The sequence below is a fragment of the Sulfuriferula thiophila genome (genome assembly GCF_003864975.1).
Classification (GTDB): Bacteria; Pseudomonadota; Gammaproteobacteria; order Burkholderiales; family Sulfuriferulaceae; genus Sulfuriferula; species Sulfuriferula thiophila.
This window is the reverse complement of record NZ_BHGL01000033.1, coordinates 259,917-274,285: the sequence shown is the minus strand read 5'-3', so window position 1 is coordinate 274,285 and position 14,369 is coordinate 259,917. Positions and strand designations below refer to the sequence as shown.

General features: G+C 51.9%; 15 protein-coding genes. 6 read left to right on the top strand and 9 right to left on the bottom strand.

Annotated features, from left to right (window positions below; translation table 11 throughout):
• Window positions 1–26 precede the first annotated feature (26 nt).
• Both EJE49_RS11180 and feoB read left to right on the top strand, forming a co-directional pair.
• Window positions 27–260 (top strand): FeoA family protein, encoded by a 234-nt coding sequence (locus tag EJE49_RS11180; RefSeq protein WP_124950805.1) that lies wholly within the window; start codon window positions 27–29, stop codon window positions 258–260.
• 9 nt (window positions 261–269) lie between these two features.
• Window positions 270–2,054: a ferrous iron transport protein B gene (gene feoB, locus EJE49_RS11175; protein WP_124950803.1), complete on the top strand. Its 1,785-nt coding sequence runs from the start codon at window positions 270–272 to the stop codon at window positions 2,052–2,054.
• A 12-nt stretch (window positions 2,055–2,066) separates the two neighbouring features.
• Here the strand turns inward: feoB and EJE49_RS11170 are convergent, their stop codons facing one another.
• From EJE49_RS11170 to pmbA, 4 genes are read right to left on the bottom strand one after another with little or no spacing between them, the layout of a single operon-like run.
• Window positions 2,067–2,348 (bottom strand): antibiotic biosynthesis monooxygenase, encoded by a 282-nt coding sequence (locus EJE49_RS11170; protein WP_124950801.1) that lies wholly within the window; start codon window positions 2,346–2,348, stop codon window positions 2,067–2,069.
• Window positions 2,349–2,359: 11 nt separating this feature from the next.
• The gene (locus EJE49_RS11165; RefSeq protein WP_223246926.1) at window positions 2,360–3,763 is read right to left on the bottom strand and encodes a TRAP transporter large permease; all 1,404 of its coding nucleotides are present in this window, start codon (window positions 3,761–3,763) and stop codon (window positions 2,360–2,362) included.
• Window positions 3,760–4,287, bottom strand: a complete 528-nt coding sequence (locus EJE49_RS11160) for a TRAP transporter small permease subunit (RefSeq protein ID WP_124950799.1) — start codon at window positions 4,285–4,287, stop codon at window positions 3,760–3,762. Before EJE49_RS11160 ends, EJE49_RS11165 begins: the two co-directional genes overlap by 4 nt.
• Before the next feature lie 6 nt (window positions 4,288–4,293).
• Window positions 4,294–5,631, bottom strand: coding sequence for a metalloprotease PmbA (gene pmbA, locus EJE49_RS11155; RefSeq protein ID WP_124950797.1), 1,338 nt, complete (start codon window positions 5,629–5,631; stop codon window positions 4,294–4,296).
• 66 nt (window positions 5,632–5,697) lie between these two features.
• Between pmbA and yjgA the strand changes: the two genes are divergently transcribed.
• Both yjgA and panD read left to right on the top strand, forming a co-directional pair.
• Window positions 5,698–6,252 carry a ribosome biogenesis factor YjgA gene (gene yjgA / locus EJE49_RS11150; RefSeq protein WP_124950795.1) on the top strand — a complete coding sequence of 185 codons (555 nt, stop codon included), beginning with the start codon at window positions 5,698–5,700 and terminating at the stop codon, window positions 6,250–6,252.
• A gap of 72 nt (window positions 6,253–6,324) precedes the next feature.
• Complete coding sequence (gene panD / locus EJE49_RS11145) at window positions 6,325–6,705, top strand: aspartate 1-decarboxylase (RefSeq protein ID WP_124950898.1); 381 nt, start codon at window positions 6,325–6,327, stop codon at window positions 6,703–6,705.
• Here panD and EJE49_RS11140 read toward each other — a convergent pair.
• Entirely contained in the window at window positions 6,702–9,323 is a 2,622-nt protein-coding gene (locus tag EJE49_RS11140) for a sensor domain-containing protein (RefSeq protein ID WP_124950793.1), read from the bottom strand. The two genes, panD and EJE49_RS11140, sit on opposite strands and share 4 nt — an antisense overlap.
• 355 nt (window positions 9,324–9,678) lie before the next feature.
• Between EJE49_RS11140 and EJE49_RS11135 the strand changes: the two genes are divergently transcribed.
• Both EJE49_RS11135 and EJE49_RS11130 read left to right on the top strand, forming a co-directional pair.
• Window positions 9,679–10,338 carry a cupin domain-containing protein gene (locus EJE49_RS11135; protein WP_124950791.1) on the top strand — a complete coding sequence of 220 codons (660 nt, stop codon included), beginning with the start codon at window positions 9,679–9,681 and terminating at the stop codon, window positions 10,336–10,338.
• Complete coding sequence (locus EJE49_RS11130; RefSeq protein WP_124950790.1) at window positions 10,338–10,793, top strand: YaiI/YqxD family protein; 456 nt, start codon at window positions 10,338–10,340, stop codon at window positions 10,791–10,793. The genes EJE49_RS11135 and EJE49_RS11130 overlap by 1 nt, the downstream gene beginning before the upstream one ends.
• A gap of 91 nt (window positions 10,794–10,884) precedes the next feature.
• On the opposite strand, the gene EJE49_RS11125 is transcribed toward EJE49_RS11130, so the two are convergent.
• From EJE49_RS11125 to ybgF, 4 genes are all read right to left on the bottom strand, one after another.
• Window positions 10,885–12,150 (bottom strand): YeeE/YedE family protein, encoded by a 1,266-nt coding sequence (locus EJE49_RS11125; protein WP_124950788.1) that lies wholly within the window; start codon window positions 12,148–12,150, stop codon window positions 10,885–10,887.
• 103 nt (window positions 12,151–12,253) lie between these two features.
• The gene (queC, locus tag EJE49_RS11120) at window positions 12,254–12,937 is read right to left on the bottom strand and encodes a 7-cyano-7-deazaguanine synthase QueC (protein WP_124950786.1); all 684 of its coding nucleotides are present in this window, start codon (window positions 12,935–12,937) and stop codon (window positions 12,254–12,256) included.
• Entirely contained in the window at window positions 12,937–13,581 is a 645-nt protein-coding gene (gene queE, locus EJE49_RS11115; RefSeq protein WP_124950784.1) for a 7-carboxy-7-deazaguanine synthase QueE, read from the bottom strand. Before queE ends, queC begins: the two co-directional genes overlap by 1 nt.
• The gene (gene ybgF / locus EJE49_RS11110) at window positions 13,581–14,369 is read right to left on the bottom strand and encodes a tol-pal system protein YbgF (RefSeq protein ID WP_124950782.1); all 789 of its coding nucleotides are present in this window, start codon (window positions 14,367–14,369) and stop codon (window positions 13,581–13,583) included. Before ybgF ends, queE begins: the two co-directional genes overlap by 1 nt.

Genomic DNA, 14,369 nt, shown 5'->3' with positions numbered 1-14,369 from the left:
TAAGAATCTTTCTCATTTAAGAAAAAATGCATACTTCACTTGATCATCTGCACCCCAATCAAAGCGGCACCATCACAGCTATTGAAGCCGGAGCGGAATTAACCAGACGCATGTCAGCCCTGGGCTTACGTCTGGGTCGTCGCGTCGAAGTGATACGTATTGCTCCATGGCAAGGCCCCTTGCAAATCCGGGTAGGACATACCGAGCTCATGATCCGTCGCATTGATGCGTCTAAAATCAACATTCAGCTAAGCGCTTAAAAAACCATCATGAAACGCATCGCCCTGCTTGGAATGCCCAATACCGGCAAATCGACTTTTTTCAATCGCTTGACAGGTGCTGGCGCCCGCGTAGGTAACTGGCCAGGCATAACAGTCGATTTACTCTCTGCCAAAGTCCTGTTAGCCGGCAGCATGGTGGAAATCGTCGATTTACCGGGCATATACAACCTGCATGGCTTTTCCGACGACGAACAGGTCGTGCGTCACTTCCTCGAATCGCAAGCAGTGAACGGTCTGGCCGTCATCCTCAACGCCACCCAGCTCGATCGCCAGCTCGCGCTACTATTGCAGCTCAAATCACTCAAACTGCCACTGACCCTGGTGCTCAACATGGCAGACGAAGCCAAGCAGATGGGTGTCAAAATTGATCTGGAACGGCTCTCCGCTGATCTTGGCGTACCTGTAACCATGATAAGCGCGAAGTACGGTCAAGGTTTTGGTAGCGTACGCACTGCCATTGAAACACTGCTACACAAGCAGCCGCAGGCCATACACGCGAACACTGCAGCCTTTAATCAGGACGACAATATCGAGGCAGAGCTTGATCGCATCGTCAGCGATACGGTTACTACACCCATTACACTGCCACCCGATCTCAGCCGCCGCCTGGACAAAGTTTTACTGCACCCCTGGCTGGGCCTGCCGCTGTTTTTCATTACCGTATTTTTGCTGTTCCAGCTGGTGTATGGCATCGGCACACCGCTGCAGGACGCTACTGGCTGGCTGCTGGACCAATTCAAGAACGCTATCCTGGTCCCTGCGCTAAGCCACGCGCCTGCAGCCCTCAAGAGTTTCATTGTTGAGGGCTTGTTTGACGGTGTCGGCACGGTACTGACCTTTCTGCCTATCATCATCGTATTTTTCATGTTTATGGCGATCATCGAAGACAGCGGCTATCTGGCCCGTGCCGCATACCTGATGGATGCCATCATGGCCAAAATGGGGCTGGACGGGCGCTCATTCGTAATGCAGCTGATGGGATTTGGTTGCAACGTACCCGCGCTGATGGGGACTCGCGTCATGCGTTCACGCGCGTTACGGCTACTGACCATGATGGTGATACCGTTTTCGCTGTGTTCGGCCAGGCTGCAGGTATTTTTATTCTTCACCACCGCCATCTTCGCGCCGCGCGCTGCCGCAATGGTGATGTTTTCGCTGTACCTGATGAGCTTCCTGATGGCGTTTCTAACCGCCATGGTATGGCGCGGCAAATACCGCAGCCATGAGCCACTATTACTGGAACTGCCACCATACCGCTTCCCCACCTTCAAGCAACTGCTGGCACAAGGCTGGCAACAGTCCGGCCATTTCATCCGCGGCGCTTCCGGCTTCATTATTGCCGGCGTTATTATCGTCTGGGCGCTAACGCATTACCCATTTGACGTACCCCCTGCCAGCCCGACCACACTGGCCGGACAACTGGCGAGCTGGATGGAACCGATCTTCGCGCCGCTGGGTGTTGACCGTTTACTGTCCGTCGCGTTGTTATTCGGTTTCATCGCCAAGGAAATCGTCATCGGAGCACTTGCCGTGATCTATGGTGCCGGGCAAAGCAATCTGTCAGGCATTATCGCCAGCCAACTGGACTGGGTACAAGCCTACAGCTTCATGCTGTTTACGCTGATTTATACCCCTTGCCTGTCTACTGTCGCCGTGCTCAAGCAGGAATCCAAAAGCAACTGGTTTACTGTAATCGCCGTAGCCTGGCCGCTGGGACTGGCATGGGTGGTAAGCTTTGCGTTTTATCAGGGTGCGCGAGCACTGGGGCTGTAACAAGCCCATAAGCTACAGCACACCTCGCTCCAACTCCTGCAGATAAATAAAGGCTGGCGCTTTCACGCCGGCCTTTATTCTGATTTCCACCAACTCCTGTGACTCAAAGAAACTTCGGGCACTCTCCAGTGACGTCCATGCGGAAAAGTGCACAATATTGTTCGCATCGTTATCGTAGCGCAACAACTGGTAGCTGATTTCACCGGCCTGTTTTCTGATCCCTGCCGCCTGATCAAAAACAGCCTTCCATGCCGGATAATCCTCGACTTCATGAATAATTAAAACATGCTGCATGCACCTACCCCTTAACGCCACTCCTTCGGCAAATAATAATCACCGTAGCTATCCTGCTCCATAGGTACTTCGATTACGCCTTTGGCTAACGTCTGCTGATCCGTGCTACCTGTGATTCCCGGGAAAGCGATCACCAGCACCACCATCGCCAATTGAATCAGCACAAACGGAATCGCGCCGCGGTAGATATCAGTGGTTTTAATTTCCTTAGGCGCCACGCTACGCAGATAGAACAGCGCAAACCCGAACGGCGGATGCATGAACGAGGTTTGCATATTAATGCCGATGAGCACGCCGAACCAGACCAGATCGATACCCAGCTTCTGGGCGACAGGCGCCAGTAGCGGAATGATGATAAAGGCAATCTCGAAAAAATCGAGGAAGAACGCCAGTACGAACACCAGCAGATTCACCACAATCAGGAAACCCAGCGCTCCGCCGGGCAGACCCGTCAGCAAATGTTCCACCCACAGATCACCATTCACGCCGCGAAACACCAGACTGAATACGGTAGAGCCGATGAGAATGAACAGCACGAAACTGGATAAGCGCGTGGTGGTATCCATGGCCTGCTTTAACATAGCCAGCGGCAAACGGCGTTTCACCCAGGCCAGCAACAGTGCACCCGCAGCGCCCATGGCGCCACCCTCGGTAGGCGTCGCCCAACCCAGGAATATCGTGCCCAGCACCAGAAAAATCAGCAACAACGGTGGCAATATCGCCAGCATCGCGCTGCGCCATAATGCCCAGCCACGCACAGTACGTGCGGAGAGTGGTAAGGCTGGTGCAGCGGCCGGTTTGATCAGTGTAACCATGAATACAAACAACACATATAACCCGGTCAGCACCAGACTCGGCACCAGTGCGCCCTTGTATAAATCACCCACCGACACGCCTAACTGATCAGCCAATACAATCAGCACCAGACTAGGCGGGATAATTTGCGCCAGTGTCCCCGAGGCGGCAATGACGCCCGTCGCCAACCGCGTATCATAACCGTAACGCACCATGATAGGCAGTGATATCAGCCCCATCGCAATCACCGAAGCCGCCACCACGCCGGTGGTAGCGGCCAGCAAAGCGCCAACGAAAATCACCGCGTAAGCCAGTCCGCCGCGGATTGCACCGAACAACTGACCTACGCTATCGAGCAACTCCTCGGCCATGCCGCTGCGCTCCAGGATCAGACCCATGAAGGTAAAGAACGGAATTGCCAGCAAGGTCTGATTCGCCATGATGCCGAGCACGCGCTCTGGCAGTGCCTGCATCAGGCTCATATCGAAGTAACCCGACTGAATACCAATGATGGCAAACAGCAGCCCATTCGCCGCCAGCGAAAATGCAACCGGGTAACCCATCAACAGCACGATCACCAGTCCCGCAAACATGGCGGGGGCCATCCACTCCATACTCATGCTGTGCGCTCCTTGGCCGGGCCATAACCGGCGAGGAAAGCAATGTTTTTAATCAATTCAGCTACGCCCTGCAATGCCAGCAAACCGAATCCGACCGGGATCAGCAATTTCACTGGCCAGCGCAACAAGCCGCCGGCATCCGGCGACATCTCGCCGCTGAGCCAGGCACTGACAAACATCGGCCAGCCGAACCAGATAATCAGCAGCGCAAATGGCAATAGAAACAGCACAGTGCCGACGATTTCCAGCCATGCCTGCGCCCGTGGCGACAAACGACCATGAATGAAATCGATGCGCACATGGCCGTTATGTTTCAGCGTATAGCCGGCGCCCAATAAAAACAGCGCACCGAACAAATACCACTGGATCTCCAGACCTGCATTCGAGCTTTCACCCAGGCCGTAACGTACCAGCGCGTTACCCGCCGAAATCAGCGTTGCCAGCAGCACCAGCCACTTGATGCTGCGCCCCACCCATTCATTCAGCGCGTCAATGCCTTGCGCTACTCGCCATAAAGCCTGCATGTTCAATTAATCCCCGGCCACGGTCATCTGTGCAATCAGGATAGAACCGGTCTGCTTGGAACCACGGGTTTCCGTATCCGTACCGATGGCGACGATGTCCTTGAACATTTGCTTGAGATTACCGGCGATGGTAATTTCTTCCACCGGATATTGAATCACGCCATTTTCCACCCAGAAGCCGGCCGCGCCACGCGAGTAATCGCCAGTCACCATATTGGTGCCGTGGCCGAGCAACTCCGTCACCAGTAAGCCGGTGCCCATTTTCTTCAGCAATCCGGCAAAATCCTCGCCGGTACTGCTCACCAGCAAATTATGACTGCCGCCCGCGTTGCCGGTGGTCTGCATACCCAGTTTTCGCGCGCTGTAGCTGCCGAGGAAATAACCTTGCAATACGCCATCCTTGATGACTTCCCGATCAACCGTTGCCACGCCTTCGTTATCAAACGGGCTGCTCGCCAGGCCGCGCAGCAAATGCGGGCGTTCACTGATCTGCAGCCATTCGGGGAATATGCTCTGCCCGAGGCTATCCAGTAAAAATGAAGATTTACGGTACAGACTGCTACCGCTGGTTGCCGACACAAAGCTCGATATTAAACCAGCCGCTATCGGTGCCTCAAACAGCACCGGCACCTGGCAGGTTTTCACTTTACGTCCGTCCAGGCGGCGCACGGTGCGCTCGCCGGCACGGCGTCCCACTTCTTCTGCAGATAACAAATCTTCCGCCCGCCGCGCCGATGTGTACCAGTAATCGCGCTGCATGCCCTGCTCGGACTCCGCAATTACCGCGCAGCTCACGCCATGGCGCGAAGTCGGATAACCTGCAGAGAAGCCCAGACTGTTACCGTACACAAACAGGGAATTCTGCGTGTTGACGCTGCCGCCTTCCGAATTGCTGATACGTGTATCCGCCGCCAGCGCCGCCGCTTCACACGCACCCGCCATCGCAATTGCATCTTCAATCGACTGCGTCCACGGGTGGAACAGATCCAGCTCAGGAAATTCAGTTGCTAAGCGATCCGAATCCGGCAATCCAGCAAATTCATCTTCTGCGGTATAACGTGCAATGGTCAGTGCTTTATCCACCGTATCCAGCAGTGCCTGTCTGCTGAAATCGGAAGTAGACGCATTGCCGCGACGCTGGCCGATGTAAACCGTTATGCCGATACCTTTATCACGGTTGTATTCTATGGTTTCAACTTCGCCTTTGCGCACTGTCACCGACTGCCCCATTCCCTCCGACGCTTCAGCGGCACTGGCGCTTGCGCCCTGCTGTTTGGCGTAATCCAGCATGTCCTGCACCAGGGATTGCAACTCGTTTTTAGTATGGCTAAATTGATCAGACACGAAAACTCCAGACTAAGAAAGGCTAAAACCGTTATCATAGCAACATTTAGGCTATATCAGAGCACCATGGAAGAATTTGAAGACGAAATCCCCGTCATCAGCAAGAGCGAAATCAAACGCCAGATGACCGCTTTACAGAAGCTGGGAGAAGAACTGGTAGCACTACCAAAAGGCAAGCTCGACAAACTCGACTTGCCTGAAACCCTGCGCGACGCAATTGATGCCGCCAAACGCATCACTGCGCACGGCGGACTAAGCCGGCAGAAGCAATATATCGGTCGCTTGATGCGCATTGTCGATGCGCAGCCTATTGCCGAACAACTGGAAAAATGGCGCAATCACCACAGTGATGAAAACGCAGTGTTTCATCAGATGGAACACTGGCGCACACGCCTGATCGCAGATGACAACGCACTCACTCTATTTATTGCCGACCATCCCAGCGCTGACGTACAGCAACTGCGCAACCTGATCCGTAACGCACGCAAGGAAGCCAGCCAGCAGCAGCCGCCGAAAAGCAGCCGCGCCTTGTTTAAACTGATACGTGGCATCATTGAACAGGACCATCCTGAACTTGCCACCGATGCTGCTGACAATGATGAGGATAGCGAAGAGGCATAAGCTGGCCATGCAAACCCGGGGGGTTCGGTTTATAATGCTCGGCTATTCCACCCCCAGATGAGTATCGAATTAATGCAAAGAACCATGTTGAAGTCGAAGTTGCATCGCGTATTCGTGACCCAGTCAGAATTACATTATGAAGGTTCGTGCGCGATAGACGACTTACTGCTGGAAGCGGCCGATATCCATGAATATCAGCAGATCGACATTTATAACGTCACCAATGGTGAGCGTTTCACCACCTACGCCATCCGCGCGGAACGTAACTCCGGCATTATCTCGGTGAATGGCGCTGCAGCCCACAAAGCTAACCCGGGCGACATTTTAATCATTGCCACCTATGCAACGTACAACGAAATCGAACTGGAAAAATTCGCACCGCGTCTGATCTATGTCGATGACAACAACCGTATCAAAGATAGTCGCAACTACATACCGGTACAGGCAGCTTAACCGTCATCCGTTTTGAGCATTAGCTCAAATGCTGCCGGTGTAAGCGGTTTTGCGTAAAAATAACCTTGCGCGTAATCGCAACCGCATTGCGCCAGCAAATCGCGTTGCTCTGCAGTTTCCACACCTTCCGCAATCACCTTTAGCCCCAGCTTGTTGGCCATGACCACAATCGCTTCGGACAATGCCAGATCACTCGGATCAGTCGTAATATCGCGCACAAAAGACTGATCGATTTTCAGATAATCAATATCGAATTTTTTCAGATAGGATAGTGCGGAATAGCCGGTGCCAAAATCATCCATGGACACTTTGATTCCGGCATCCCGGAAGCCCAGCAGCTTGTCCGAGATCACTGAAGTTACATCCAGCAGCAGCCCCTCGGTAATCTCGATGACCATATTTCTTCCCGGCAAACCCAATTCCTGCAAATAAGCTAACCAGCCGTCAATATTGAAGGTGTCGTCCTTGAACTGCACCGGCGACATATTCACGCTCACCTGTATACTTGCTCCTGCCTGGTCCGATTTCCAGCGCCGGGCCCAACGCGCAGCCTCCCGGAACACCCAGTCACCAATTGCGATAATCAAACCGGTTTCTTCTGCCAAGGGAATAAACTCGGCAGGGCTCACCATTCCGCGCTGAGGGTGCTGCCAACGAATCAATGCTTCAGCCTTGGTGATTTTTCCCGTTGCCAAGTTCACGATAGGCTGGAAGTGCAGCTCAAATTGATTAGCAGCCAGCGCCCCACGCAAATCACCCAGCAAGCTTAATCGATTTCTGGCTTTTATCTGCAAAGCCGAAGTGTAAAAGCTCAAGCGGTTACGCCCCGCCAGTTTCGCCTCGTACATTGCCTGCTCGGCACTTTTTAACAAATCTTCAGCATTTTCAGCATCGTGCGGATAACTGGCAATACCTATGCTGGCAGAGATGTAAATTGCACTCTGAATTTCAGACAGCGTAAATGCCATCACCAATTTGGCGATAATTTTCTCTGCAATGCCAGCCACATACGCGTTATCAGCCGGCCCGGGCAAAATCACAGTAAACTCATCCCCACCCAGTCGCGCCACCACAACCGCCTCACCCACACACGACTTAATCCGCTGCGCCACTTCTATCAGCAACTGATCCCCGACCTGGTGCCCCAGCGTATCATTCACTTCTTTAAACTGATCCAGATCAATATAGAGCACCGCCAGCGTCAAACCATGCTGATGCGCAAGCCGAACATCATCTGTCATACGTTGATGCAACAGATAGCGATTAGGCAGTCCGGTAAGCATATCGTAATTCGCCTGCTTCCAGATCAGCTCTTCGGAGTGTACTTTATCCGTGATATCGTAAAAGGTCGCAACGAAATAATTAGGGTCGCCCTCCTCATCCAGAATCACATTAATCGTCAGCCATTCCGGATAAATATCGCCGTTCTTGCGTTTGCTCCATATCCTGCCCTGCCAGTGCTGGCATTCTTTCAACGTATGCCACATCTCTTTATAAAAAGATGCATCATGCTTGCCTGAACTCAATACTCGCGGATTTTTCCCCAGCACCTCGTCTGCTGTATAACCGGTAATGCTGGTGTAAGCCTGATTAACGGAAATAATGCAATTGGACTCATTCGTCACCATCATCGCCTGACTGCTGTTTTGATACACCAATGCCGACAATTTCAGCTCTTGCTCAAGCTGCTTCCGCTCCTTCTCGCGATCAAAATTATCCAGCGCGAACGAGATATCACTGCACATCTCCTCGATCAACTGGATAATTCCCCGATCAAATGCCTGAGCTTGCGCATGATACACGCTCAATATGGCAAATATCTTCCCTGCCCGCGTAACCGGAAACGCAGCCGCAGACTGCCAACCTACCTTAGCCGCTCGCCCCCACCATGGCCGCACCATTTCGTCAGCCAGATAATCGTTTACTACGACTGTACGTCGTTCCCTGAAAGCCGTACCAACCGGGCCACGACCGGAAGCTTCATCCTCCGATGCCGAGATCACTATGTCATCAAGATAGTCTTTACCCCGGCCGTAACTCATGACGGGTTGAATGTATTGATTAGCTGCATCCAACCGGCCTATCCAGGCCAATGCCATTCCTCCGAACTCTACGGCTACCTTGCATACCAGTGTCAACAGCTCGGTTTCATCATGCATGCGCACAATGGCCTGATTCACTTCGCTCAGGGCTTTATAAAAATTGGTAAGCCGGGCAATATGTGCCTCATGGCCTTGTCTGACCGTTATATCCTGAGCAATTGCCAGCAGTAGCTGTTTATCATCCAGCTCAACCAGACGCAGAAACAGGCTCACGGGTACTGCACTCAGATCCTTACGCAGAAATGTCATTTCAAAATCAACTGCTGTCTGCGCGCCTGATAACAAGGGCGCCAATACCTGCTGGCAATACTGATTCGAGAAAGACGGATTCAGCTTATCCGCCGACATGGTCAGCATTTCTTCCTGCGTATAGCCCAGACATTGCATCAAACCCTGATTAACAAAAGTAAAACGCAATGACTCCGGCTCCATCATGAATATCAATGATGGCGTTTTATCCAGAATAGTCTGGATTTGAGCTAATTTGGTTTTTAATGAGATAATCAGTGATTGCATACCCAGCCTGGATCGCAAAATAAATATATTTATAATTAAGATGAAACGTTGTACTTATGCTGACTATACTACTGCAATTCCATTTTTAGAAATACAGTCACGCTCACACAAGCAGTAACCTTATCATCATTATGGTTTTATGCAAATGAAACCATAAAATTAATACAAATGTATGCGCGTATCCTGAACATTTAATCATAAGAACAGACAGACTCAACTGAGCGCAGCAATCCCCACGCAACGACACAGCTCATAAGCGCATAATGGTAGGGATGGAACCGAACCAGCTAACCCCAGCCTAAGCAACTACATTATTTTGTGTCTATCCATCAAATTTTCATGACTCTCTACATCGATGATAATCAACGCTGATCACAATCTGGTTGCCCGAGTGGATCCTGCCGCTTTACCTTGGCTACCATCCCCCCTGCCCGGAGTCGAACGTCGTCTGTTAGAACGCAACGGCGCAGAACAGGCACGTGCAACCTCCATAGTACGCTATCAGGCCGGAGCGAGGTTTGATGCCCACAACCATCCTCAGGGTGAAGAAATTTTCGTACTGGAAGGGACGCTCGAGGACGAACACGGGGTTTATCCTGCCGGCACTTATATCAAAAATCCTCCTGGGTCCCGTCACAGCCCATTTACACATTCCGGCTGCACCCTATTTGTAAAATTACGCTATATGCAGGCGGATGATATGCAGCAGGTTGTCGTACGCACCCACGAAGCAGCCTGGTTACCGGGCTTAGTGGAAGGTTTGAGCGTACTGCCTCTGAGCGAATTCAAGGGTGAACACACTGCATTAGTACGCTGGCAACCGGGTACACGCTTTCAACCGCACCGCCATTACGGCGGCGAAGAAATTCTGGTACTCGACGGCATGTTTCAGGACGAACACGGCGATTATGGGCAAGGCATATGGCTGCGCAGTCCGCACCTGAGCACACACCAACCTTTTAGCGAGTCAGGATGCACCATACTCGTTAAGGTTGGTCATCTGGACATTAGCTGATGCATATCTGGGTTGATGCCGACGCGTGTCCCGGCGTGATCAAGGACATCCTGTTCCGGGCTGCGGAACGCATGCACATTTCCATGACGCTGGTTGCCAATAAGTTGTTGCGTACGCCGCCATCTGCCTATATCCGGTCCCTGCAAGTACCGCACGGCTTTGATGTGGCAGATGACGAGATCATGTTACGCATGCAAGCCAGCGACCTGGTTATCACCGCCGATATCCCGCTGGCAGCCAGCGTCATTGATAAAGGCGGTCATGCACTTAACCCGAGAGGGGAGTTTTACACACCGGAAAACATCCAGGCAGCCCTGACCATGCGCAACTTTATGGCCGAATTGCGTGGCAGCGGCGTTGAAACAGGCGGGCCAACGACACTTTCGCAGAGTGACCAGCAGGCATTTGCCAATCAGCTGGATCGGTTTTTAAATCGAATTTCGGACAGCAGCTAGTGGATGATGAATTGCCGTTTTGATATAGCATAAAAAAACGGCTATTACCTTTAACGGTAATAGCCGTTCTTAATACAGCAACGTTCCTGACTTACACTGCTTCCAGTTTACGCATGAACGATGGCAACAGTTTGAAATCAACCAGACTGCTTAACAATGCCTTGATGAAGCTTGCATCTGCTTCATAAACCAATTTGTAGTACTGCACACGCATGGTGATCGCGCTGCCGAAAATAATGCTGATCAGCGCCAGGAATGAGCCGAGCGCCAATGTCGACATCCCGGTAATACCTTGACCGATCGTACATCCCATCGCCAATACGCCACCGAACCCCATCAGAATTGCACCAAACACATGGTTGCGGAAATCAGCAAACGAAGCAAACCATTCGATACGGAAGTTTCTGCTCAACAGCGACCACAGTAACGAACCGGCTATCACGCCAGCCAATGCCATTACGCCGAAAGTGAGCAAGCTGATATCAAATTTACCGGCAACATAACCCAAAGTCTGACCCATAGGGTTAATAAAGGTAAATGACTGCGGGCTTAACGGACGACTATCGGCAGGCTTGATATCAGCGCTACCGGCAACGAAATCCCATTCCTGCACGTAGCCTTGCAAGGTGTAAGTAGTGCCATCCACTTTAACGCCGATAACGCTACTAATGTACCAGGCACCCAACACAGTCAAACCAACCACCAGGCCGCCTATGATGTTATCTCTGTTGCTGCGGAAATCGGCTGACTTGAACACAAACACAGCAATCGCCAGCGCCACCAGCACACCCAATACCAGACGAGCCTGTTTCAGGCTGGCGTCACTCACCAGAAATGAAGCCAGATCCTGATGACTGCCAACATTCACGGCTAAAGGACGTATCCAGCCATTAAACAGCACAGTAAACAAGGTCTTATCGGTACCCGGGAATGGGTTAACCATAAAATAAGCAATGACGGCAATGATCATCAGCACTATTATCGATTTGATATTACCGCCGCCGATACGAATCAGGGTTTTATTACCGCAACCCGAGGCAAAGGTCATCCCGATACCAAACAGCACACCACCGAGAATATTTTCTGCCCAGATCAATTGCGCACCACGATATGGCGGGAATGAGGCATCCAGATTAGCAAGGCCAAAATACTCCAGCACTGACACGCCGAGCATAGCCACAGCCATAGCCAGCATCCATGCGCGCATACGGCCTAAATCGCCCATGTTTACCCAGTCCGATATAGCACCCATCGTGCAGAAATTGGTTTTATTGGCAACCAGACCCAGCACCATAGCCAGACCGAACGTCGCCCACAACAGCACGGATTGTGCTTGAGCAAAGCTATCAAACAACATAGAGGTTCTCCACTTATTTTGATTAAAACGAAATTGCCTGAAGCGAGCGCAAAATACGACTTGTGCGATTATGATTTATCGGGCGAAAATAACAATAAGCTATTTATACTAAACGGTAACGGGTCGGGTCGGGAATGCCTGCTTGTTGAAAGCCTTGCTCTCGCAAACGGCAAGAATCGCAGACCCCGCATGCGCGCCCCTCTTCATCAGCCTGGTAACACGATACCGTCGCTGCGTAATCCACACCCAATGTCGTACCCAGCTGAATAATATCGCCCTTGGACATCTGCATCAGTGGCGCATGAATATGCAGGTCCTGTCCTTCTACGCCAACTTTGGTGGCGAGGTTAGCCATCTTTTCAAACGCAGCAATGTATTCAGGACGGCAATCAGGATAACCGGAGTAATCCACCGCGTTCACCCCGATAAAAATTGCGCGGCTATTAAGCACTTCTGCCCAGGCCAAGGCGATAGACAGCATGATGGTATTTCGAGCCGGCACATAGGTCGACGGTATACCCGCACTCGGCAATTCCGGTACCGCGATTGCACTATCAGTCAGAGATGACCCGCCAAACACGGCCAGATCCATTTTGAACACGCGATGTTCAGCCGCACCTTGCACACTGGCAACCCGCGCAGCCGCAGCCAGTTCGGCATAGTGGCGCTGGCCATAATCAAAACTCAACGCATGGCAAATATACCCATCACGTTGCGCAATTGCTAACACTGTTGCCGAATCCAGACCTCCAGAAAGGAGGACGATGGCATGTTTAGGTTCATTCATTACCGGCCTGCCGCATCATTCCATAAAATTTTGTGTAATTGTAGCTGCATCCGTACCGGTAAGCGATCGCGCAATATCCAGTCAGCCAGATTACTGGCGCCGCTGCCATGCACTGGCGAAAACAATACCGGGCATTGCTTGTTAAGGGCATGCTCATTCAGTGTCTGCCGTGCCCATTGGTAATCATCTTCATCGGTAATCACGAATTTCACTTCATCATGCGCCGTCAAGTGCGTCAGATTTTCCCATCGATTTTTGCTGACCTCGCCAGAACCCGGCGTTTTAATATCGACGATACGTGATACTCTTGAATCCACTGCACTAATATCCAGTGCACCGCTGGTTTCCAGCGACACTTCGTAACCAACATCACATAAGGCCGTAAGCAAGGTCAATACATGCTTCTGTGCCAGCGGCTCGCCGCCAGTCACCGTAACATAACGCGGGTGAAAAGCTGCCACCCGCTCCATTATCGTTGCCAGCGTCAGCGACTCGCCACCATGAAAAGCATAGGCCGTATCACAATATCCACAACGTAACGGGCAGCCGGTAAGACGTACGAACACCGTCGGCAATCCTACCCGACTGGTTTCGCCCTGCACAGAATAAAAAATTTCGGTGATGCGTAACGTTGCAGCATCCATTACTTCAACAGCTCCAGGCGTTTTTTTGCCAATACGGCGGCGCGTGTAGCCGCGTATTTTGCCACCAGGGTTTCCAGCGTTTTACGCGCACCATCCATATCGCCCAGTTCTATTTGCGCACTGGACATATTCAGCATCGCATCCGGCACCTTGGCGTTGGTCGGATAGGCACTAATCAGTTTCTGCTGAGTTGATAATGCATTTTTAAAATCTTTGGTAGAGAAATAGGCATTCCCTATCCAGTACTGAGCGCTCGCAGCCAGACTGCTATTGGGGTAGGCCTTGCCAAATTGCTTAAATCCGGCAATAGCACCCGCATAATCACCTTGTTTGAATAAGGCCAGAGCGGCCTGATAACTTTGTTCTTCGCCAGCATTGGCGGATTTCGTTGTTGAACCCGAAGCAGGGGCGACCCCTGCGCTTGCTGCAGGAGTCGCCGGTGCCGCAACTGCCGGTGCGCTTGCCATAGTCCGCAAGCGCGCGTCCAGATCCTGATATAAGTCTGTCTGGCGTTTCTGGGTGGTTTCAATATCATGGGTTTGCACGTCCAGCTGCCCGCGCAGATGCCCCACTTCGGTTTTAAGCGCTTCAATCTGCGACTGCAGCGTCAACAAAGCAGACGCCTGCGGTTGCGTTTCCAGAGCACTTAAACGCTGATTCACGGCACTCAATTGCTGCTGAATATCAGCCAGCTTGCGTACCGTGTCCTCATCAGCAGCCGAAGCTGCCGATACTGCGCCCAACCATATCAAACCCAATACCAGACGCGAAACAGACTTAATCCTCAT

What these genes read in the sequence shown, in the direction of transcription:
- EJE49_RS11180 (WP_124950805.1), top strand. Translation starts at nt 27, where the DNA reads ATGCATACTTCACTTGATCATCTGCACCCCAATCAAAGCGGCACCATC.
- EJE49_RS11140 (WP_124950793.1), bottom strand. Translation starts at nt 9,323, where the DNA reads ATGCAATCACTGATTATCTCATTAAAAACCAAATTAGCTCAAATCCAG.
- EJE49_RS11170 (WP_124950801.1), bottom strand. Translation starts at nt 2,348, where the DNA reads ATGCAGCATGTTTTAATTATTCATGAAGTCGAGGATTATCCGGCATGG.
- feoB (WP_124950803.1), top strand. Translation starts at nt 270, where the DNA reads ATGAAACGCATCGCCCTGCTTGGAATGCCCAATACCGGCAAATCGACT.
- yjgA (WP_124950795.1), top strand. Translation starts at nt 5,698, where the DNA reads ATGGAAGAATTTGAAGACGAAATCCCCGTCATCAGCAAGAGCGAAATC.
- queC (WP_124950786.1), bottom strand. Translation starts at nt 12,937, where the DNA reads ATGAATGAACCTAAACATGCCATCGTCCTCCTTTCTGGAGGTCTGGAT.
- EJE49_RS11165 (WP_223246926.1), bottom strand. Translation starts at nt 3,763, where the DNA reads ATGAGTATGGAGTGGATGGCCCCCGCCATGTTTGCGGGACTGGTGATC.
- EJE49_RS11125 (WP_124950788.1), bottom strand. Translation starts at nt 12,150, where the DNA reads ATGTTGTTTGATAGCTTTGCTCAAGCACAATCCGTGCTGTTGTGGGCG.
- queE (WP_124950784.1), bottom strand. Translation starts at nt 13,581, where the DNA reads ATGGATGCTGCAACGTTACGCATCACCGAAATTTTTTATTCTGTGCAG.
- EJE49_RS11160 (WP_124950799.1), bottom strand. Translation starts at nt 4,287, where the DNA reads ATGCAGGCTTTATGGCGAGTAGCGCAAGGCATTGACGCGCTGAATGAA.
- ybgF (WP_124950782.1), bottom strand. Translation starts at nt 14,369, where the DNA reads ATGAGGATTAAGTCTGTTTCGCGTCTGGTATTGGGTTTGATATGGTTG.
- EJE49_RS11135 (WP_124950791.1), top strand. Translation starts at nt 9,679, where the DNA reads ATGATAATCAACGCTGATCACAATCTGGTTGCCCGAGTGGATCCTGCC.
- EJE49_RS11130 (WP_124950790.1), top strand. Translation starts at nt 10,338, where the DNA reads ATGCATATCTGGGTTGATGCCGACGCGTGTCCCGGCGTGATCAAGGAC.
- panD (WP_124950898.1), top strand. Translation starts at nt 6,325, where the DNA reads ATGCAAAGAACCATGTTGAAGTCGAAGTTGCATCGCGTATTCGTGACC.